At 71.2% G+C, this 19,155-nt stretch carries 20 protein-coding genes; 10 read left to right on the plus strand and 10 right to left on the minus strand.

Annotated elements, in window-relative coordinates; all coding sequences use genetic code 11:
* Positions 1-22 precede the first annotated feature (22 nt).
* The 4 genes from kstD to NV348_RS28650 form a co-directional block, all read right to left on the minus strand.
* Complete coding sequence (kstD, locus tag NV348_RS28635) at positions 23-1,690, minus strand: 3-oxosteroid 1-dehydrogenase (protein WP_447149631.1); 1,668 nt, start codon at positions 1,688-1,690, stop codon at positions 23-25.
* Between the two features lie 32 nt (positions 1,691-1,722).
* Complete coding sequence (locus NV348_RS28640; RefSeq protein ID WP_447149632.1) at positions 1,723-2,316, minus strand: TetR/AcrR family transcriptional regulator; 594 nt, start codon at positions 2,314-2,316, stop codon at positions 1,723-1,725.
* 115 nt (positions 2,317-2,431) lie between these two features.
* Positions 2,432-4,015, minus strand: coding sequence for an alpha/beta hydrolase (locus NV348_RS28645; RefSeq protein WP_447149633.1), 1,584 nt, complete (start codon positions 4,013-4,015; stop codon positions 2,432-2,434).
* A 95-nt stretch (positions 4,016-4,110) separates the two neighbouring features.
* Positions 4,111-5,367: a DUF2786 domain-containing protein gene (locus tag NV348_RS28650; protein WP_447149634.1), complete on the minus strand. Its 1,257-nt coding sequence runs from the start codon at positions 5,365-5,367 to the stop codon at positions 4,111-4,113.
* Between the two features lie 238 nt (positions 5,368-5,605).
* Here NV348_RS28650 and NV348_RS28655 point away from each other — a divergent pair, with 238 nt between their 5' ends.
* The 5 genes from NV348_RS28655 (at position 5,606) to hisI (ending at position 9,298) form a co-directional block, all read left to right on the plus strand.
* Entirely contained in the window at positions 5,606-6,208 is a 603-nt protein-coding gene (locus NV348_RS28655) for a maleylpyruvate isomerase family mycothiol-dependent enzyme (RefSeq protein ID WP_447149635.1), read from the plus strand.
* Between the two features lie 79 nt (positions 6,209-6,287).
* Positions 6,288-7,019, plus strand: coding sequence for a bifunctional 1-(5-phosphoribosyl)-5-((5-phosphoribosylamino)methylideneamino)imidazole-4-carboxamide isomerase/phosphoribosylanthranilate isomerase PriA (gene priA, locus NV348_RS28660; protein ID WP_358098919.1), 732 nt, complete (start codon positions 6,288-6,290; stop codon positions 7,017-7,019).
* A gap of 8 nt (positions 7,020-7,027) precedes the next feature.
* On the plus strand, positions 7,028-7,849 hold the full coding sequence (locus NV348_RS28665; RefSeq protein WP_447149636.1) for an inositol monophosphatase family protein: 822 nt from the start codon (positions 7,028-7,030) through the stop codon (positions 7,847-7,849).
* A gap of 5 nt (positions 7,850-7,854) precedes the next feature.
* The gene (hisF, locus tag NV348_RS28670) at positions 7,855-8,670 is read left to right on the plus strand and encodes an imidazole glycerol phosphate synthase subunit HisF (RefSeq protein ID WP_218716878.1); all 816 of its coding nucleotides are present in this window, start codon (positions 7,855-7,857) and stop codon (positions 8,668-8,670) included.
* 283 nt (positions 8,671-8,953) lie between these two features.
* A complete protein-coding gene (gene hisI / locus NV348_RS28675; protein ID WP_189033976.1) occupies positions 8,954-9,298 on the plus strand; it encodes a phosphoribosyl-AMP cyclohydrolase in 345 nt (114 codons plus the stop codon).
* Here the strand turns inward: hisI and NV348_RS28680 are convergent.
* The 6 genes from NV348_RS28680 to NV348_RS28705 all read right to left on the minus strand — a co-directional run bounded on the left by NV348_RS28680 (position 9,295) and on the right by NV348_RS28705 (position 13,602).
* A complete protein-coding gene (locus NV348_RS28680; protein ID WP_447149637.1) occupies positions 9,295-9,762 on the minus strand; it encodes a MarR family winged helix-turn-helix transcriptional regulator in 468 nt (155 codons plus the stop codon). The genes hisI and NV348_RS28680 overlap by 4 nt on opposite strands.
* Positions 9,763-9,981: 219 nt before the next feature.
* Complete coding sequence (locus NV348_RS28685) at positions 9,982-11,652, minus strand: methyltransferase (protein WP_447149638.1); 1,671 nt, start codon at positions 11,650-11,652, stop codon at positions 9,982-9,984.
* 14 nt (positions 11,653-11,666) lie between these two features.
* Entirely contained in the window at positions 11,667-11,801 is a 135-nt protein-coding gene (locus NV348_RS28690; protein WP_447149639.1) for a hypothetical protein, read from the minus strand.
* Positions 11,802-12,109: 308 nt separating this feature from the next.
* Positions 12,110-12,676, minus strand: coding sequence for a permease (locus NV348_RS28695; protein WP_447149640.1), 567 nt, complete (start codon positions 12,674-12,676; stop codon positions 12,110-12,112).
* Between the two features lie 61 nt (positions 12,677-12,737).
* Positions 12,738-13,208 carry a peroxiredoxin gene (locus NV348_RS28700; RefSeq protein ID WP_447149641.1) on the minus strand — a complete coding sequence of 157 codons (471 nt, stop codon included), beginning with the start codon at positions 13,206-13,208 and terminating at the stop codon, positions 12,738-12,740.
* Between the two features lie 118 nt (positions 13,209-13,326).
* Complete coding sequence (locus tag NV348_RS28705) at positions 13,327-13,602, minus strand: hypothetical protein (RefSeq protein ID WP_447149642.1); 276 nt, start codon at positions 13,600-13,602, stop codon at positions 13,327-13,329.
* A 133-nt stretch (positions 13,603-13,735) separates the two neighbouring features.
* Here NV348_RS28705 and NV348_RS28710 point away from each other — a divergent pair, with 133 nt between their 5' ends.
* The 5 genes from NV348_RS28710 to trpA all read left to right on the plus strand — a co-directional run bounded on the left by NV348_RS28710 (position 13,736) and on the right by trpA (position 19,051).
* Positions 13,736-15,274: an anthranilate synthase component I gene (locus tag NV348_RS28710; protein ID WP_447149643.1), complete on the plus strand. Its 1,539-nt coding sequence runs from the start codon at positions 13,736-13,738 to the stop codon at positions 15,272-15,274.
* A complete protein-coding gene (locus NV348_RS28715) occupies positions 15,271-15,960 on the plus strand; it encodes a TIGR02234 family membrane protein (protein WP_447149644.1) in 690 nt (229 codons plus the stop codon). Before NV348_RS28710 ends, NV348_RS28715 begins: the two co-directional genes overlap by 4 nt.
* A 124-nt stretch (positions 15,961-16,084) precedes the next feature.
* Positions 16,085-16,906: an indole-3-glycerol phosphate synthase TrpC gene (gene trpC, locus NV348_RS28720; protein WP_447149645.1), complete on the plus strand. Its 822-nt coding sequence runs from the start codon at positions 16,085-16,087 to the stop codon at positions 16,904-16,906.
* Positions 16,903-18,165: a tryptophan synthase subunit beta gene (gene trpB / locus NV348_RS28725; RefSeq protein ID WP_447149646.1), complete on the plus strand. Its 1,263-nt coding sequence runs from the start codon at positions 16,903-16,905 to the stop codon at positions 18,163-18,165. The genes trpC and trpB overlap by 4 nt, the downstream gene beginning before the upstream one ends.
* A 73-nt stretch (positions 18,166-18,238) precedes the next feature.
* The gene (gene trpA, locus NV348_RS28730) at positions 18,239-19,051 is read left to right on the plus strand and encodes a tryptophan synthase subunit alpha (protein WP_447149647.1); all 813 of its coding nucleotides are present in this window, start codon (positions 18,239-18,241) and stop codon (positions 19,049-19,051) included.
* Positions 19,052-19,155 lie beyond the last annotated feature (104 nt).

Consider the following 19,155-nt stretch of genomic DNA (forward strand, 5'->3'; position numbering starts at 1 on the left):
GGGTCGTGCGGCCCGTGGACGGTCAGGCGGTGGCGGCGTGGACGGCGGCGAGGTAGCCGAAGACGATGGCGGGGCCGATGGTCGCGCCGGGGCCGGCGTAGGTGTGTCCCATGACGGGTGCGCTGGTGTTGCCCGCGGCGTAGAGGCCGTCGATGGTCTTTCCGTCGGTGCGCAGCACGCGCCCGTGCGTGTCGGTGCGCAGGCCGCCCTTGGTGCCGAGATCGCCGGGGACGAGCTGGGCGGCGTAGTAGGGGCCGGTGTCGAGGGCGCCGAGGTTGGGGTTCGGGCGCTGGCGGGGGTCGCCGTAGTAGCGGTCGTAGGCGCTGGTGCCGCGGCCGAAGTCCGCGTCGACACCGGTGCGGGCGAACTGGTTGAACCGGGTGACCGTGGCGGCGAGGCGGTCCGCCGGGACGCCGATCTTGTCCGCGAGTTCGCCGACGGTGTCTGCGCGCGTGAGGATTCCGGCATCGAACCAGCGCCGGGGCAGGGGCGCGCGCGGGGGCAGGCCGGCGAAGAGATAGCGGTTGCGGTAGCGCTGGTCGAAGATCAGCCACGCGGGCAGATTCTCGGCCGGGCCGTCGCCCCGGCCGTACATGCGATGGGTCGCTTCGACATAGGGCAGGGATTCGTTCATGAACCGCTGCGCGCGGTCGTTGACGATGAGACTGCCCGGCAGATTGCGTTCGGACACGCAGAAGAACGGCGTGCGCGGTAGCGGGATCGACGGGCCCCACCAGGCGTCGTCCATGAACGCGGTGGCCGCGCCGATGGATTGGCCGGCGCGGATGCCGTCACCGGTGTTGGCGGCCGCGCCCACGGTCCAGTCCGTGCCGATGGGCTCGCGCTGGTACTGCTTGCGCATGGCGGCGCTGTGCTCGAAACCGCCACAGGCCAGAATCACGCCACGGCGCGCGCTGATCACCTGTTCGGCGCCGTCGCGGCGGACGACGGCACCGACGACCCGGTCATCGGCCACGGCCAGCTCGACCAGCGCGGTCTCCAGGAACAGCGGTACTCCCGCGTCGCGCATCCCTTGGCGCAGCATCGCACTCAGCGCCTGACCGCGGGCGAGCAGGTGCCGGCCGCGTAGCATGCCGCCCAGCCATCTGGCCCCGATCCTGGCCGCCCGGAACGGGCTTCGCGGATTGCGCAGTCCCAGATGGATCTGCCGGAAATCGGCTTGGGTCAAGACGATGTTGCGCGGCGCCCGGAGATAGTCGGGCTCCATGGTGGCCAGCTCGTCGCCGAGACCGCGCGCGTCGAAGGGCTTCGGTTCGACCGATCGGCCGTGGGCTCGCCCGCCGGGCGCTTCGGGGTAGTAATCGCTGTAGCCCGGAACCCAGCGCATCGTCAGTGGTGCGTGGCGGGCCAGGAATTCGAAGGCCGCCGGCCCGCGATCGAGGTAGGTGTCGATCATCTCGGGTGCGACGGCGTCCCCGACGATGTCGGCGAGGTAGGCGCGGGCGTCGTCGATATCGTCGGGCGAGGACTGTCGGCCCAGCGCCGCGTTGCCCGGAATCCACACCCCGCCACCGGAGCGGGCCGTCGAACCGCCCCAGCGGCTCGCCTTCTCGACCATCACGACCGTCAGGCCGTGGTGGGCCGCGGTGATCGCGGCGGCCATTCCCGCCGCACCCGATCCGACGACCACGACATCCACCGTCTCGGGGATCATGCTGTCCTGCTTCATATCTGCCTCTTCTGTCCGATCCGTCGGGTGGGTCAGCGCGGGGTGCGCCAGCGGTCGTCGAGCACCGCGGCCACCGCCGCTTCGACGCAGACCGGGAGCGAGGCCGAGGGCGTGTGCGCGCTGCGCAACCACTGCAGATAGCCGAACTCGGCGGCCGCGAGCATCAGATGCACCAGCAGCCCGGGGCGGCTGTCGGTGACCGGGTCGGTGTCCATTCGCCGCGCGGCCAGCTCGACCAGCCGCGCCCGGTGATCCGGTGGGATCAGCGCGACCCGGTCGAGCAGATGCGGTGCGGTGGCGAAGGCAGCGCGCCACTGCTCGAGCTCCTCGGTGCCCAGCGCGGTCGAGCGGTCCAGGATCGCCCGGGCCAGTGCGGTATCGGCCGGTTCCTGGTCGGGGCGGCCCTCGAGCAGGGCGGCGATCCCGGCGCCGCCCTCGCGCACCGGGTCGAGCAGCAGATCCTCCTTGCTGCGCACGTGCCGGAAATAGGTACTCGGCGAAATCCCCGCCGCCGCGGCGATCTGCTCGGTGGTCACCTCGTCGAAGCCGGACCGCGCGAACAACGCGAACGCCGCGTGCTGAATCTCGGCACGCACCTGCCGCCGCTGTCTCTCCCGCAAGGACACCCCACACCTCCGTACTCGCCTGACTGTCCGTCTGGCGAAAGTATCTAGCTATATGACAGGGACTGTCAAGTAGATTGTTGGTGTCGGTCAGGGCATGTCGCGGCGAACGCCCGCGTCATTCGCTGAAGGGCGCCAGGCCGATCGTGCAGGTGGTGCCCGGTTCGGGGAGGTGCAGGTCGATGAGGTAGCGCCGGCTGAGGTCGGTGACGCAGGCGCCGGCCGGTTCGTGGCCGTAACCGTCGGTCACGACGACCAGCCGGGCTTCGCCCATGGCTTCGGCGGCGTGCTCGGCGGCGGTGAGGGGGGTGGCCGGATCGAAGCGGTTGTTGAACAGCAGCGGGGGGACGGTGGCTCGTTGGGTCCATGGGCCGGTGTAGCGCTGGGGGTAGCCGTCGGCGGGGGTGGGCCAGGTGGCGCACGGCTGGCGGAGGTAGAGCCAGAACGGGCCGTAGACGGGAGCGGTGCCGGCGGATTCGGCGGCGAATTCCGGCCAGCGGTGGGGTTGCCGGGGGAGGGAATTGTCCGCGCAGGAAATGGCGACGAAGGAATCCAGGAAGTCGCCGGTCGAGCCGATCGCGGTCAGGACCGTCCGCACCACAGCGGGATTGCCTGCGGGGCCCCGCTCGAGCTCGGTCAGGAGTGCCGCGAGCGCCGGCCACCCCAGGGTCGCGTCGTAGAGCAGCATGGCGTGGGCCTGGACGATCTCGCTGTAGGTCACCGACACCGTCGACGCGCCCTGGCCGACCGGTAGCGCCGCCGTCTTCGCCCGGTCGAGCAGGGCGGTGTCGCGGGCGCGCAGGTCCGCCGCCGACGCCGCGCCCGCGGCGAAGGCGCAGCGCTGCGGCCCGGCCGCCGCGCACAGGCGGAGGAACTCGCCGAGAACCTCCTCGGTGCCGATCGCGGTCGCGTCGATGCCGGCGCGGGTGTCGGTGGTGTAGGAGGCGGGATCGAGGATCGAGGAGAGTTGCAGTGCGCGAACGCGATCGGCGAACAGCGCGCCGTAGACGGTGCCGAGGTAGCTGGCGTAGGAACCGCCCTGGTAGGTCAGTGCCGGGTCACCGACGGCACGCCGGAGGAGATCGAGATCGCGGGCCGCGTCCACGGCGGTCAGATGGCCGATCAGCTCGCCGTCATGGCGCAGGCAGCCCTCCGCGAGTCGGCGGCTCGCGTCCTCGGTGGCTCCCTGCTGGTCGGTGCCGATGGGTGGCAGCGCCAGGGTGCGCCAGAATTCTTGCTGGGCAGTGGGATTCGCGAAGCAGCGGACCGAGGAGCTGCGTCCGACGCCGCGCTGGTCGAAGGTGATCACATCGAATCGCCGGCTCAGCTCGCCGGGGAACAACTCACCTTTCGCGGCCCACTCGATCCCCGAGCCGCCGGGTCCGCCCGCCGCGGTGAACAAGGTGCCGATCCGGTGTTCCGGGTCGCGGGCAGGCTGCCGGACCACAGCGAGTTCCAGTTGCCGTCCCGACGGATCGGCGTAGTCGAGCGGCACCGCCACCCGAGCGCATTCCCTGGCCCGCAGCGCTTCCTCCGCGCAGGGCGCCCACTCGATCCGGGGTGTCGGCACGGCATCGGCCTGCGCCACCAGTTCGGCGACCGTGGCGACCGACCGGCTCGGCTGCTCGGCGGCGCCGCAGCCGCCGAGGACGGGCGCCACCGCGATCAGGACACCGCAGACGATCGATTTCGGAGTGACCATACGGATCATCTTCATGACGGATCGGGCGTGGTGTCGTCACCCGTTCGACGGAGGCGAACCCTGAACTCGCCCCGGGTCGGTCAGGATGGATCGGTTCAGCGGTCGCCGAGCCGGGCGCGATCGGCGGCCTCGGTCCCCGCGTCCCAGCCTTCGGCACTGCGGATGGTGATGCCGCGGGAGCGGGTGGTGGGGAAGTAGGTGGTGAAGGCCTTCTCGACGCGATGGTCGTGGGTGGCCAGGAGGGGGAGCAGGGTGGTGGGGTCGGGGGCATCGGCGATCGTGGTGGCCGCGGCGGTGGTGAGGCGGTCGCCGATGCGGGTGGCATAGGCGGTGAGAAAGGCCTTGCGGTAGGCGCGCGAGCGGGAGTCGCCGGCGGCCGATGGGGTGTCGATCATCGCGCGAGTGGCTTGGACGAGCAGGGAGGTCGACAGCAGTTCGACGGCGTCGAGGTCGGGGTCCTCGCCGACGACGGTGACGAAGTCCCAGTCGGCGACGAAGATCGCGCGACAGCGATTGGCCCGGGCCACGAGATCGATGAGCAGGGCCTTGGCCTCGGTGTAGGGAGTGTCGAGCCAGAGGCGGCGGGCGCCGGGGAGATCGGCGTCGACGACGGGTGTCTCCAGGAGCACGCGGTCGATCGCGTACTTGGTCATCAGTTCCTGGGCCTTGGCCGAGAGGGTTTCGGCCTCCTCGGGGAAGGCGGTGGACTCGGCCTTGGCGAGCAGCCCGCGGACCCGGCCGAGGGTCTTCTCGTCGACGCCGTGATGCGCGGTCCGGTGACGGTGCGCGGTGCCGGGCAGCGGACGGATCGGCTCCAGTTTCGGCAGGCGCAGCAGGAGCGCGAGGGCGTCGAGGACGGTGGTCACGGCTTCCCCGCCGGTGAGCAGCGCGCGGTCGGCCCAGGGGATCAGGTGCGGTGGCGTCCACCAGACGGTGGCGCCGAGCTCGTCGAGCTGGGCCTGCCAGATCTCGTCCACGGTGTCGTCGGCGAACGGGGCGCGATGATCGGCCATCAGATCGGTCAGATAGCCGACCGCGAACTCGTCGAGACGGCGGCGTGCGGCCTGGTGGACATCCCTCGGGAGCCAGCCGAAGTCGAAGGCGTGGGCGATGATTCGCCGGCCCGCCAGGTCGACACCGGCCGCCACCTCCGGGCGCACCCGGTCCGGACCGGCCAGCTGCTCGACGAACCGCCGGACCCCGGCGGCGTCACCCTGGGCCGCGGACGCGGCGGCCGTGGCGATCGCCTCGGCGAGCCGCGTCGGGTCGGCCAGCGTTTCGGCGTCCAGGACCGGCCCGGCGGTCGGCCCGGCCCGGCGTCCGGTGCGGCGTCGCCGATTCTGTTTGCCCACGGTGTCCGGGCGTCCTCTCCTTCGTGGCGCCGGTCGGGCGGCGCGCGGTCACGGTGCGGCCGACCAGCGACCATCGTCCCATTGTCCCGGCGTCGCACCGGGCGCGACGCCGTGGGCCGCACCCCCGTGTGCCGGTCGATTGCGGGGCCGTGGACAGACAGACCCGTCGGAATGTATTTCGCTCTCGTGCACCGGAATCGGGGGCAGCGGCGCTGGACCTCGCCCTACAGTGACGGGCATGAGCTTTCGGGGGATGCTGGCCGCGGAACGTGCCGAGCTGATCGAACTCCTACGTGGATTGACCGAGCAGGAGTGGGAGACACCGTCGCTGTGCGCGGGGTGGCGGGTGCGTGACGTGGTCGGTCACCTGCTGACCGACACGCTCGGTCCCCTCGACTACGCGGCCGCCGCGGCGCGCAATCGCGGCTCGGTCGACCGGATCAACAACGCGCTCGCGGCGTCCTTCGCGGGCCTGCCGACCGCGCAGCTGGTGCACATGTTCGAGCACGAGTCGGGTCGGCTGTCGCGGTTCTCGCCACGGCTCATGCTCTCGGACCTGCTGGTGCACCAGCAGGACATCCGCCGGCCGTTGCGCCGCCCGCGCATCATCGCCCCCGATCGCCTGATCGCGGTGCTGTCCTACCCCGACCCGTTCGCGTTCCCGGGCAAGCGGACCAAGGGGCTGCGCTTCATCGCCACCGACGTGGACTGGGCGTGGGGTGACGGGCCCGAGGTCCGCGGACCCGGCGAGGCGATCGCTCTCGCCGTTGTCGGCCGCGCCGTCGTCCTCGACGAGCTCACCGGCGGCGGCGTCCCCGAACTCCGTCGCCGCTGTAGCTGAACCCGATCGACGTGACACGGGCCGCACCGGGCGTGGACCGGTGCGGAGATCGACAGTCCGGACCTACTAGTCTGATCCCGTGAGTCTTGTGCTGTTGCCCGCCGTCGATGTCGCCAATGGGGAGGCCGTGCGCCTCGTGCAGGGAGAGGCCGGTAGCGAAACAAGCTACGGGTCGCCCAGGGACGCGGCGCTGGCGTGGCAGCAGGCCGGCGCCGAATGGGTGCATCTGGTCGACCTGGACGCGGCCTTCGGCAAGGGCAGCAACCGGGAGCTGATCGCCCAGGTCGTCGGGGAACTCGATGTCAAGGTCGAGCTGTCCGGCGGCATCCGCGACGACGCGTCCCTGGAAGCGGCACTGGCCACCGGGTGCGCGCGGGTCAATATCGGCACCGCGGCGATCGAGAACCCGCAGTGGTGCGCCCGGGTGCTCGGCGAGTACGGCGACCGCATCGCGGTCGGGCTCGACGTCAAGCAGATCGACGGGGAATGGCGGCTGCGCGGTCGCGGCTGGGTCACCGACGGCGGCGACCTGTGGGAGGCGCTCGAACGCCTCGAACGCGACGGGTGCGCGCGCTATGTCGTGACCGACGTCTCCAAGGACGGCACGCTGACCGGCCCCAACCTGGAACTGCTGAGCGAGGTGGCCAACGCCGCCGAGGCACCGGTCGTCGCCTCCGGCGGCATCTCGGTGCTCGACGACCTCGTCGCCATCGCCGGGCTGGCCGAGGAGGGCGTGGAGGGCGCGATCATCGGCAAGGCGCTGTACGCGGGCCGGTTCACGCTGCCCGAGGCCCTGGCCGCGGTGCGCTGACACCGACGATGACCGCCGCACCGAGCACCGCCGAACTGACCGACCTGCTGGCCGTCGCCACCCGGATACTGGACGGGGTCGTCCCGCGTTTCGTCGAGGGCATCGGTGCGCCGAGCGCGGTCACCAAGGGCCGCAACGACTTCGCCACCGAACTCGATCTCGAGCTGGAACGCACCATCTCGTCCGAACTCCAGCAGCGCACCGGGATCGCGGTGCACGGCGAGGAATTCGGCGGCCCGGCGCTCACCTCCGGCACGGCCTGGGTGCTCGACCCGATCGACGGCACCTTCAACTACTCTTCCGGCCACCCCATGTCGGGCACCCTGCTGGCGCTCGTCCATGAGGGCGAACCGGTGATCGGCCTGACCTGGCTGCCGCTGCTCGGCCGCCGGTACGCGGCGATCCAGGGCGGCCCGGTGTACCTCGACGATGTCGCGCTGCCGCCGCTGCAACCCGGCAAGCTGGCCGAGGCGATGATCGGCTTCGGCGCGTTCAACGTGGACTCGGCCGGGCGCATCCCCGGTCAGTTCCGGTTCGACCTGCTCGGCGCGCTGAGCAGGCTCTCCTCGCGGGTACGCATGCACGGCGCCACGGGCATCGATCTGGCGTTCACCGCCTCGGGCGCGCTCGGCGGCGCGGTCGTGTTCGGGCACCATCCGTGGGACAACGCGGCCGGTGTCGCGCTGGTGCGGGCCGCGGGCGGCGTCGTCACCGATCTGGCCGGCGCGCCTTGGACGATCACCTCCGGCTCGGTGCTGGCCGCCGCCCCCGGCGTGCACGAGGAGCTCCTGGAAATGATTTGCACGGTCAGCGAAGAGGAACGAGGCTGAACACCATGACACCGCGCACCGACGAACGGCCGGATACCGCGGCGCCGAGCACGCTGGCCGTCCGGGTGATCCCGTGCCTGGACGTCGACGCGGGCCGGGTGGTCAAGGGCGTCAACTTCCAGAACCTGCGCGACGCGGGCGACCCGGTGGAACTGGCCGCCACCTACGACGCCCAGGGTGCCGACGAACTCACCTTCCTCGATGTCACCGCCTCCACCGGCGATCGCGGCACCATGCTCGATGTGGTGACCCGCACCGCCGAGCAGATCTTCATCCCGCTCACCGTCGGTGGCGGCGTGCGCACCGTGGCGGACGTCGACCGGCTGCTGCGCGCCGGCGCGGACAAGGTGTCGGTGAACACCGCCGCCATCGCCCGCCCCGAGGTGCTCTCGGAGATGTCGCAGCGGTTCGGTTCGCAGTGCATCGTGCTCTCCGTCGACGCGCGCACCGTGCCGGACGGTCAGCCCGACACCCCGTCCGGCTGGGAGGTCACCACCCACGGCGGTAAGCGCGGCACCGGCATCGACGCGGTCGAATGGGCCATCCGCGGCGCCGAACTGGGCGTCGGCGAGATCCTGCTGAACTCGATGGACGCCGACGGCACCAAGGCCGGCTTCGACCTGCCGATGATCGCCGCCGTCCGGGCCGCGGTGCGGGTGCCGGTGATCGCCAGCGGCGGCGCGGGCGCGGTCGCGCACTTCCCGCCCGCCGTGCACGCCGGCGCCGACGCGGTGCTGGCCGCGAGCGTCTTCCACTTCGGCGATCTCACCATCGGCCAGGTCAAGGACGCCATGCGCGCGGACGGCATCACCGTCCGCTGAAGTCGCGGGCGCAGTGGGAATCCTCGTGCGCCGATCGCGGTGAATTCCGGTGTGGCCGGGTTGATTCCGGGATGAACGCGGTGATCGGCCGTGAGGTCACCGGGCTCGAGGTCGGCACCTCGGTAGTTCCGGACCACCCCGAGGACCAGCCGCGCGCCGGGCGGCTGCTGGGCGACCGGCCGCACTGTGCGCGGCGTCTCCGAGCTGGGTAGAACCGCTCATGGCGATCGAGCTAGCGGACCGGGCAGTCGGGTCGTCCCGGCGCGGCTGTTATAAACGAGGCATGAGCCTGGATCCCGCCATCGCCGCACGCCTCAAGCGCAACGAGGCGGGTCTGGTCGCCGCCGTCGCCCAGGAGAAGTCGACCGGCGACGTGCTGATGATGGCCTGGATGGACGACGAAGCGCTGGCCAGGACCATCGAGACCCGCAAGGGCACCTACTACTCGCGTTCGCGTCAGCAGTACTGGGTCAAGGGCGAGACCTCGGGCCACACCCAGTACGTGCACGAGGTGCGGCTCGACTGCGACGGCGACACGATCCTGCTGATCGTCGACCAGGAGGGCGCGGCCTGCCACACCGGCACGCACACCTGCTTCGACACCGACGTGCTGCTGGCCGCCGACTAGTCCCCGTCCTCGGCGAGCACGCGGTTCAGCCGCGTCGACAGGGCTTCCCCGAGATCGGCCAGCTGGGCGATCTGTTCGGCGTCGAGGCCGTCGAGCGCCAGTCTGCGCACGGCGTCCACGTAGCCCGGCGCGGCCGCGAGTACCTTCTCGAAACCGGCGTCGGTGAGCACCGCGTGCACGCCGCGCCTGCCCACGGTGGAGTCGCGCCGGGCCCAGCCCAGCCGCTCCAGCTTCGACACCACATGCGACAGTCGCGATAGCGACGCATTTGCCTTGTGTGCGAGATCACTCATCTGCAGGCGATGGCCCGCTTCCTCGGAGAGCAGGCTCAACACCCGGAACTCGAAATGGGTCAGCCCGGCCTCGCGCTGCAGCCGCGTATCGAGCGCACCCGGGATCCGGGCCATGAGCGCCACGATCGCCTGCCAGGCGCGCTGTTCGACGGGGTCGAGCCACTGGGTCATCGCCGGCACTGCCTCGCGGCCGAACGACAGGGCGGGTGTAGTTGGGCACGCACCGAACCGAGTTTGCCACGACGTCGCTGTGGCGTCCGCGAGTTGGTCGCGGTCGTGAGGTCACTCACAGCATCGCGGGCGCCGTATCGCGAAATGCCCGTCGTCCCAGTCGCTGTCGGGTCCGCGCGCACCGGCGGTGCGCGCGGACCCGGTGCCGGGGTGATTCGGTCAGCCGGCGTGCCGGGCGTGCAGCAGCGCGAATCCCAGCGGCAGTTCGTCGTGCCCGATCAGCTCGAGTCCGGCCGATTTCAGCATCGCGCGATAGTGGGTGACGGTTCGTTCGCGGCCGCCGACATTGCACAGCATGTGCAGGTCCCACGCGGGCGCGAGGGAACGGGACCCGTCCTCGGGCAGCAGCCGTTCGACGATGTAGAGCCGGGCATGCTCGGACATCGCCGCGGCGCAACCGCGCAGAATCGCTCGGCAGTCCGAGTCGTCCCGGTCGTGCAGGACCCGCGACAGCAGGTAGATGTCACCGCCGGTCGGCACCTCGGCGGTGACGAAGTCCCCGCCCACCAATTCACAGCGGGACAGGCAGCCCGCCGCCGCCAGCGTCGCCCGCGCGCGCGGCAGGGTGGTCTCGCGCTCGAACAGGATGCCGCGTAGCTGCGGGTCCGCCGCCACCACGCGTGCCAGCAATTCGCCGGTGCCGCCGCCGACGTCGACCACCGTGTGCGCGGTGGCGGTACCGACGAGCCCGGCGACCTGGCCGGAGATCGACGCGCTCGCCGCCATGGCCCGATCGAACAAGCTCGCACGCTCCGGGTCGGCACGGAAGTAGTCGAAGTGAGGCATCCCGAAGTGGTTGTCGAATGCCGTCCGGCCGGTCCGCACGGCGTAGCCGAGTTCGCCGAAGGACTGGTAGAACGCACCGCCGTAGAGGCACACCAGCGGTTGCAGCGATGGCTGGGCGCCGGCGACGAGCAGCGCGCCGATCTCGGTGAGCGTGTAGCCCGTGCCGAGCGGCTCGACGATCTCGAGCTGGGTCAGGTAGCGCAGCAGCCGGCCGAGCGCGTCGAGGTCGGTTCCGGTCGCCGCGGCGAGCTCGCCGAGCGGGCCACCCGGTGTCTCGGCGAGGCGGTCGGCGATGCCGGACGCGGCGGTGACGGCCAGTGCCTGGGTCGCCCAGGCACCGGTGAGCAGCCCGAGCAGCCGGGTCGCGGGGTCGGCGGATTCGCCCGTGTGCCGCGCGAGTTCGCGGGGATGCGCACCGGCGGCACAGAGCTCCACCCGCCGGTCGGTCCGCGCACCCGGCCTGCGGAAATAGAAGCTGGTCGCGTCGTCGCGGTCGTTGTAGCCACCGTGGTCGGGGCGCAACCCGCCCGGTCCGGTGAGCAGCGCGCGCAGTCCGGCGAGCGTCACCTGGTCGACGTGTCCGGTGGCCAGCGCGATGTGGGCCTCGTGCGTCTCGGCGCGCTCGGCCGCGGCCACCTCGGCGGGCGCGGCGGGCAGCGCGAAGATCTCGAGCGCGCAGGGTGTTCCGTCAGCCGCGGGGAGCTCGGCGCGCACGATCCGGACCGGTATCCGCCGCGGGTCGAGGCCGTGCCGCGCCGCCAGCCGCTGCCGGACCACCACGCTCGGCTCGTTCGAGGCGATCGTCAGGTCGTGCGTCGCGAGCATGTCGTCGAGTGCGGCGAGATCGGGCGGAAACACCATGACCGCGGTGTGCGCGAACCGGCAGCGGTCGGCGATCGCCCCGCGTTCGGCCTCGCTCAGGCGGGGCAACAGTCGTGCGAGCACGCTGTCGGTGTCATGGGTGCCGACGAACCGCACGGCCTCGGCCACGCGGTCGCGATCGAGGGGGTCGATCCGGGATTGGACTGCCGGCGAACGGGTCACGCATCCTCCTGGATTCAGATACCGACGGAGTTCTCCGCGAAGAAGTCCTGATGTGGTCGTGAGGTGGCCAGGCTGTGCAGCCGGGCCCGCCGGAGCTCGCGATCGAAATCCGCGTGTGGGCCGGTGGGCGGATGCAGCAGGCCGATCATCCAGTGCGAGAACTCGTGCGCGCGCCGGATGCGCGGGACACAGTCGGCCGAATGCCGCCGCAGGGTGGACTCGTCGCCGTGCCCGACCGCGGCGACCAGGACCGCCGCGAGCGACCGGGCGGTGAGGATGGCCAGATTGGCGCCCTTGGCCGCGGCCGGGCTGATCGAGGCCGCACGGACCGGCGCCGAGCACGAGGACGGTGGTCGTCTCGCTGCTCCCCATCGGCATGGGAACGGAGCTTAGGTCACCGCGTCGGCACCGAAGCCCCGCTGCGGTGGCGTGTTGCTGGGACTATTCCGAGAAGCTATTACTCACCGGGTACCGGCGTGGTCTGGGCGGACGGGTTCTCGGCGGCCTTGGCGGCCTTGCGCCGGGTCAGACCGCGCTTGCCCATCAGAGTGAGGACGAGCGCGAAGATCAACGCCGCCACGATCGCGCCGACCAGGCAGGCGCCGCGGAAGGCGGGCGCGTCGACGTCGAGGATGCGCTGACCCGCGTGCGCCGCGTTGTTACCGCCGAGCACGATCGTCAGCGTCATCAGGTTGGGCAGCGCGAGGAGCAGCGCGATGATCACCGCGGCGCCCGCGATGAACTTGCCGCCCTTGCGTTTCCACATGCGGACCGCCAGCAGCACCAGCAGCAGCGGAACCAGGGTGAACACCAGTCCGTAGACCAGGCCCCACCAGATGCCCTGGGTGAAGCTGCCGTGCACCATGCTCGCCAGTCGCTGCGCCCACCAGCGCGGGATGAACGAGGACAGGATGAGATAGGCGATCACCAGCACGACGGCCGTGGCGACCGTGATGATCGCCCGGTTGCGCCACACGGTCGCCGTGGACTTCTGACCGTTCGACTGCACCTCGCCGGTTGTCATCTCCCCAGCGTAGAGGCGGCCGTGACGCCGGACGCCGATCCGGCGTCCGGCGTTTCGCCGGTTACTCCGCTGCGGTCGCGCTGGCGCGCAGGAAGGCCAGCGCCTCGTCGGCGTGCACGGCCGCGCGGAGTTCGCCGGTGACGACCTTCAGGATGGTCCGGTCGGTGTCGATGACGAAGGTGTGGCGCTTGACCGGGGCGAGTTTGCCCAGCAGCCCGCGCTTGACGCCGAAGGCCGCGGCCACCGCGCCGTCGGCGTCGGAGAGCACCGGGTAGTCCAGGCGCTGCTTGGTGGCGAATCCGGCCTGCACCTCGGTGCTGTCGGTGCTGATGCCGGCGCAGGAGGCGCCGAGGGCGGCGAACTCGGCGCTCAGATCGCGGAAGTGGCAGGCCTCGGCGGTGCATACCGGGGTATTGGCCGCCGGGTAGAAGAACAGCACGAGCGGGCCGGCGGCGAGCAGGCCGTCGAGCGTGCGGAGCTGGGCGGACTGGTCGGGGAGCTCGAACTGCGGAGCGCGCTGGCCTGGCTGCATGACCCGACCCTATCGACCCGGTCGGGTGGACGGAAGATCCCCGCCCGCTGACGCGAACGGGGACCATGTCCCGATCGACCGGCGCCGCCCCCGACGGACCGCACCCGCCGAACGGTGGCTAGCGCTTGATCAGGGCCGCGATCTCCGGGTTGCGGATCTCCATCACGTCGAGGATGCCGTGCACGCGCAGCATCGGCTCGAGTTGCCGGATCCGGTCGCGGTGCGCGGCGTACTCGTCCGGATAGGCCTTCTCGTCCAGATCCTGCATCTCTTTGGCGTAGGTGACGAACGACGTGAGCGCGCTCGCCGCGGACAGCTGGCCGGGACCGTAGTGCTGTTGCGACGGGGCGGCCAGTCGGCCGTCCTGAGCGCCCTGGTGCGAGGGGTACAACATTGCTCCTCTCGGAAAGGGGGATACCGCATGCGACATGGAACGCGCGCGAGTGTAGTGATGCCGATCACCGCTTGTCGCGTCACGGGGTCGGGTCAGCGCACAGGTGCCGCGACCCGCCTGGGATGATGGGGATATGCAGGGCGCGTCGACATCAACCACCACGAGCCGCGAGCAGTTCCGGCTGCTCGCCGCCGAGCACCGGGTGGTCCCGGTGACCCGAAAGGTGCTGGCGGACTCCGAGACTCCGCTCTCGGCTTACCGCAAGCTGGCCGACGACCGGCCGGGCACCTTCCTGTTCGAGTCCGCCGAGAACGGTCGCTCGTGGTCGCGCTGGTCGTTCATCGGCGCGGGCAGTCCTTCGGCGCTGACCGTCGTCGACGGCGAGGCCGCCTGGCTCGGCGCCGTCCCCGCCGACGCGCCGTCGGGCGGTGATCCGCTGCGTGCGCTGCACGAGACCCTCGAACTGCTGCGCACCGAGCGGCTGCCCGGCCTGCCGCCGCTGACCGGCGGCCTGGTCGGCTACCTCGGCTACGACGCGGTGCGCCGGATCGAACGGTTGCCCGAGCTGGCCACCGACGACCTGCAACTGCCCGAACTGGTGCTGATGCTGGCCACCGACCTGGCCGCGTTCGACCACCACGAGGGCGCGATCACCCTCATCGCCAACGCGGTGAACTGGAACGGCACCGACGACAACGCCGACGCCGCCTACGACGACGCCGTCGCCCGGCTGGACCGGATGACCGCCGCGCTGGCCGCGCCCGCGCCCTCCACCGTGTCGGTCTTCGACCGGCCCGAGCCGGAGTACCTGCGCAGGCGCACCACCGAGGAGTTCGGCGCGGGCGTGCGCCGCCTGATCAAGGAGATCGAGGCGGGCGAGGCATTCCAGGTGGTGCTCTCGCAGCGCTTCGAGATGGACTACACCGGCTCCCCGCTGGCGGTCTACCGGATGCTGCGGGCCTCGAACCCGAGCCCGTACATGTATCTGATGCACATCCCCGACGGCGACGGCGGCACCGCGTTCTCCATCGTCGGCTCCAGTCCCGAATCGCTGGTCACCGTGAAGGACGGCGTCGCGACGACGCACCCGATCGCGGGCACCCGGTGGCGCGGCCAGAGCGCCGAGGACGACATCCTGCTGGAGAAGGACCTGCTGGCCGACGACAAGGAGAACGCCGAGCACCTGATGCTCGTCGATCTGGGCCGCAACGATCTGGGCCGGGTTTGCCGTCCCGGCACGGTGCGGGTCACCCAGTACCGCCACGTCGAGCGCTACAGCCACGTCATGCACCTGGTCTCGACGGTGTCCGGTCAGCTCGCCGAGGGCAAGATCGCGCTCGACGCGGTGCAGGCCTGCTTCCCGGCGGGCACGCTGTCCGGCGCGCCGAAGGTGCGGGCGATGGAGCTCATCGAGGAACTCGAACCGACTCGGCGCGGCATCTACGGCGGCGTCGTCGGCTACCTCGACTTCGCCGGCGACGCCGATACCGCCATCGCCATCCGCACCGCGCTGCTCAAGGACGGCACCGCCTACGTGCAGGCCGGCGCGGGCGTGGTCGCCGACTCCGACCCGGTCTACGAGGACACCGAGGCCCGCAACAAGGCCATGGCGGTGCTCAAGGCGATCGCGGCCGCGCAGACCCTGCGGACCTACGAGGACGGCGCCTCGTGACCGACGCGCCCGCAGGCACCGCCAAGGCCGCCAAGCCCATCGTCCCGGTGGCGCTGCTGGCGCTGGCGGCGGCGGGGTTGTGGGCGTCGTCGCGGATGACCTGGGTGACGGTGCACTCCGCCGACGGGCTCACCGAACCGCGCACCGACGAGCTCGACGGCGCCACCTGGTTCGGCGCGCTCACCCCGCTGGCCCTGGTGCTGGTCGCCTCGATCGCGGCGGTGTTCGCGGTGAAGGGCGCGCTGCGCCAGCTCCTCGGCGTGGTCGTCGCGGTCGTCGCCGCGGTGGCGGCGGTGCCCGGATTCGCGCTGGTCGTGGGGGAGGGCCGGACCGCGGAACGGGCCGGGACGCTGGCCGAGCTGCCGGTGCGCGCGGTCGTCAGCAGTGCCGACGCGCACGTCGGGCCCGCGCTGTTGTCGATCGTGGCCGCGGTGCTGGCGCTGATCGCCGGGGTGTTGCTCACGCGCCGCAGCGAGGGAAGCTCGCAGCTGTCCGGTAAATACGACAACCCCGTGTTCCGCCGGGCCGACGCCAGCGCGGAGGTGAGCAAGCAGCGCGAGGAGACCGGCGCCGCCGCGCCGCTGTCGGACCGGGTGTTGTGGGACGCGCTCGACGCGGGCACCGATCCGACCGACACCGCCGAGGGGCCGGACGGCGACGACAAGTCGACCGGCCGCGCCCCGTGACCCCCGGCACCCCCGCCGCAGTGACACACGCGGCAGCCATTTATTGTTGTCAAGCATCGGTGAGACAGCGCCTGAGGGGACTCTCAGGTGAGAAGTTCGTCTCCCCAGAAAGGATTCGAGCCAGATGACGGTACTCGACTCGATTCTCGACGGGGTTCGGGCGGATGTTGCCGCTCGCGAAGCCCTCCTCGATTTTCAGGCGATCAAAGCCGCAGCGGCCGCCGCCAAGGCGCCGCTGAACGCGAACGTCGCGTTGCACGAGGACGGGATCGGTGTCATCGCCGAGGTGAAGCGTGCCAGCCCCTCCAAGGGCGCGCTGGCCGACATCCCCGATCCTTCCGTCCTGGCCAAGGCCTACGAAGACGGTGGCGCGCGCATCATCAGCGTGCTCACCGAGGGCCGGCGGTTCGGTGGTTCGCTCGACGATCTCGATGCCGTCCGCGCCGCCGTGAACATCCCGGTCCTGCGCAAGGACTTCGTCGTCGGCCCGTACCAGATCCACGAGGCCCGCGCCCACGGTGCCGACGTGATCCTGCTGATCGTGGCCGCGCTCGAGCAGGACGTGCTGTCCTCGCTCATCGACCGCACCGAATCCCTCGGCATGACCGCCCTGGTGGAGGTGCACACCGAGGAAGAGGCCGATCGCGCGCTGGAAGCAGGCGCGTCGGTGATCGGTGTCAACGCGCGCAACCTCAAGACTCTCGAGGTCGACCGCGACGTGTTCGCGCGGATCGCCCCCGGTCTGCCGTCGGAGGTCATCCGGGTGGCCGAGTCCGGCATCCGCGGCACCGCCGACCTGCTGGCCTACGCCGGTGCGGGCGCCGACGCGGTGCTCGTCGGCGAAGGTCTGGTGACCAGCGGCAACCCGCGCGCGGCGGTGTCGGAGCTGGTGACCGCCGGTACCCACCCGTCCTGCCCGAAGCCGGCCCGGCGGAGCATCCGGTGACCACTCTGCCCCAGGCCAGTGCGGGCGTTGCCCAGCACAGCGACTACGAACCCGATGCGGGCGGCCACTTCGGCGTCTACGGCGGACGGCACGTCCCCGAGGCGCTGATGGCGGTGATCGAGGAGGTCACCGCCGAGTACGACAAGGTCCGCACCGACCACTCGTTCCTCGACGAGCTCGACCGGCTGCAGCGCGACTACACCGGCCGTCCGTCGCCGGTGTTCGAGTGCGCCAACCTGGCCCAGCACGCCGGCGGCGCGCGGATCTTCCTCAAGCGCGAGGACCTCAACCACACCGGCTCGCACAAGATCAACAACGTGCTCGGCCAGGCGCTGCTCGCCAAGCGGATGGGCAAGACCCGGGTCATCGCCGAGACCGGCGCGGGCCAGCACGGCGTGGCCACCGCGACCGCGTGCGCGCTGCTCGGCCTGAACTGCGTCATCTACATGGGCGCGGTCGACACCGCCCGCCAGGCGCTGAACGTGGCCAGGATGCGGCTGCTCGGCGCCGAGGTCGTCTCGGTGACCACCGGTTCGCAGACCCTCAAGGACGCCATCAACGAGGCGCTGCGCGACTGGGTCTCCAACGCCGACGACACCTACTACTGCTTCGGCACCGCCGCGGGTCCGCACCCGTTCCCGCTGATGGTGCGCGATTTCCAGCGCATCATCGGGATCGAGGCCCGCCAGCAGATCACCGAGCGCGTCGGCAGGCTGCCCGACGCGGTCGTGGCCTGCGTGGGCGGCGGCTCCAACGCCATCGGCATCTTCCACGCCTTCATCCCCGACGCGGGGGTGCGGCTGATCGGCTACGAGGCGGCCGGTGACGGCGTCGAGACCGGCAGGCACGCGGCCACCTTCACCGGTGGCACGCCGGGCGCGTTCCAGGGCGCCTACTCGTACCTGCTGCAGGACGAGGACGGCCAGACCATCGAGTCGCATTCGATCTCGGCCGGTCTGGACTACCCGGGCGTCGGCCCCGAGCACGCGCACCTCAAGGACATCGGGCGCGCGGAGTACGCGCCGATCACCGACACCGAGGCGATGGACGCGCTGCTGCTGCTGTCGCGCGCGGAGGGCATCATCCCGGCGATCGAGTCCGCGCATGCCGTGGCCGGTGCGCTGAAGCTGGGCAAGGAGCTCGGCGAGGGCGCGATCATCCTGGTCAACCTGTCCGGTCGCGGCGACAAGGACATGGATACCGCGGGCCACTGGTTCGGTCTGTTCGACGACGACGCCGCCGAGGAGAATCCGCAGTGACCGAGCGAAGCGAGGGCACCATCAACACAGCGTCCATGACGTCGGCCGCGACGAGCGTCAGCGAGGAGCGGTCGTGAGTCAGCAGTCCCGTCTGGCCAACACCTTCGCCGCCGCGCGCGCGGAGAACCGGGCCGCCCTGATCGGCTACCTGCCCGCGGGCTACCCCGATCTGGCCGGGTCCATCGAGGTGTGCAAGGCCATGGTCGAATCCGGCTGCGACATCGTCGAAGTCGGCGTCGCCTACTCCGATCCGGTGATGGACGGACCCACCATCCAGGCCGCCGCCGAGCAGGCGCTGCGTGGTGGTGTGCGGGTGCGCGACGTGTTCACCGTCGTCGAGGCGATCACCGATGCCGGTGGTCAGGCCGTGGTGATGAGCTACTGGAACCCGGTGCTCCAGTACGGCGTCGACAATTTCTCGCGTGATCTCGCCGCCGCCGGTGGCGCGGGCATCATCACGCCGAACCTGATTCCGGACGAGGCCGACGACTGGTTCGTCGCCTCGGCCACGCACAACCTGGATCGGATCTTCCTGGTCGCGCCGTCCTCGACCGAGGAGCGCCTGGTGAAGACGCTGGAGGCCTCGCGCGGATTCATCTACGCCGCCTCCACCATGGGCGTGACCGGCGCTCGTGACGTGGTCTCCTCGGCCGCGCCCGCGCTGTGCGCCCGTATCCGCGCGCATTCCGACATCCCGATCGGTGTCGGTCTGGGTGTGCGTTCGGGGGCCCAGGCCGCCGAGATCGCCGCCTACGCGGACGGCGTCATCGTCGGATCGGCGCTGGTCTCGGCCGCCGCCGAGGGCTTGGACGCGGTGCGCACGCTGACGGCGGAACTCGCTGACGGCGTGCGGTCCCGCGTCTCCGCGACTTCTGGCCAGATCTAGGCGCGAAGTCGGAGAGCGACGCGGCCGTCGGCCACTCGGGAGTCGAGGTAGCTCGACCCCGGTGAGTTACTCGTGTTCTCGCGACATCGCGTGGTCCGGGTGGT

The sequence above is a fragment of the Nocardia fodinahabitans genome (assembly GCF_052983615.1).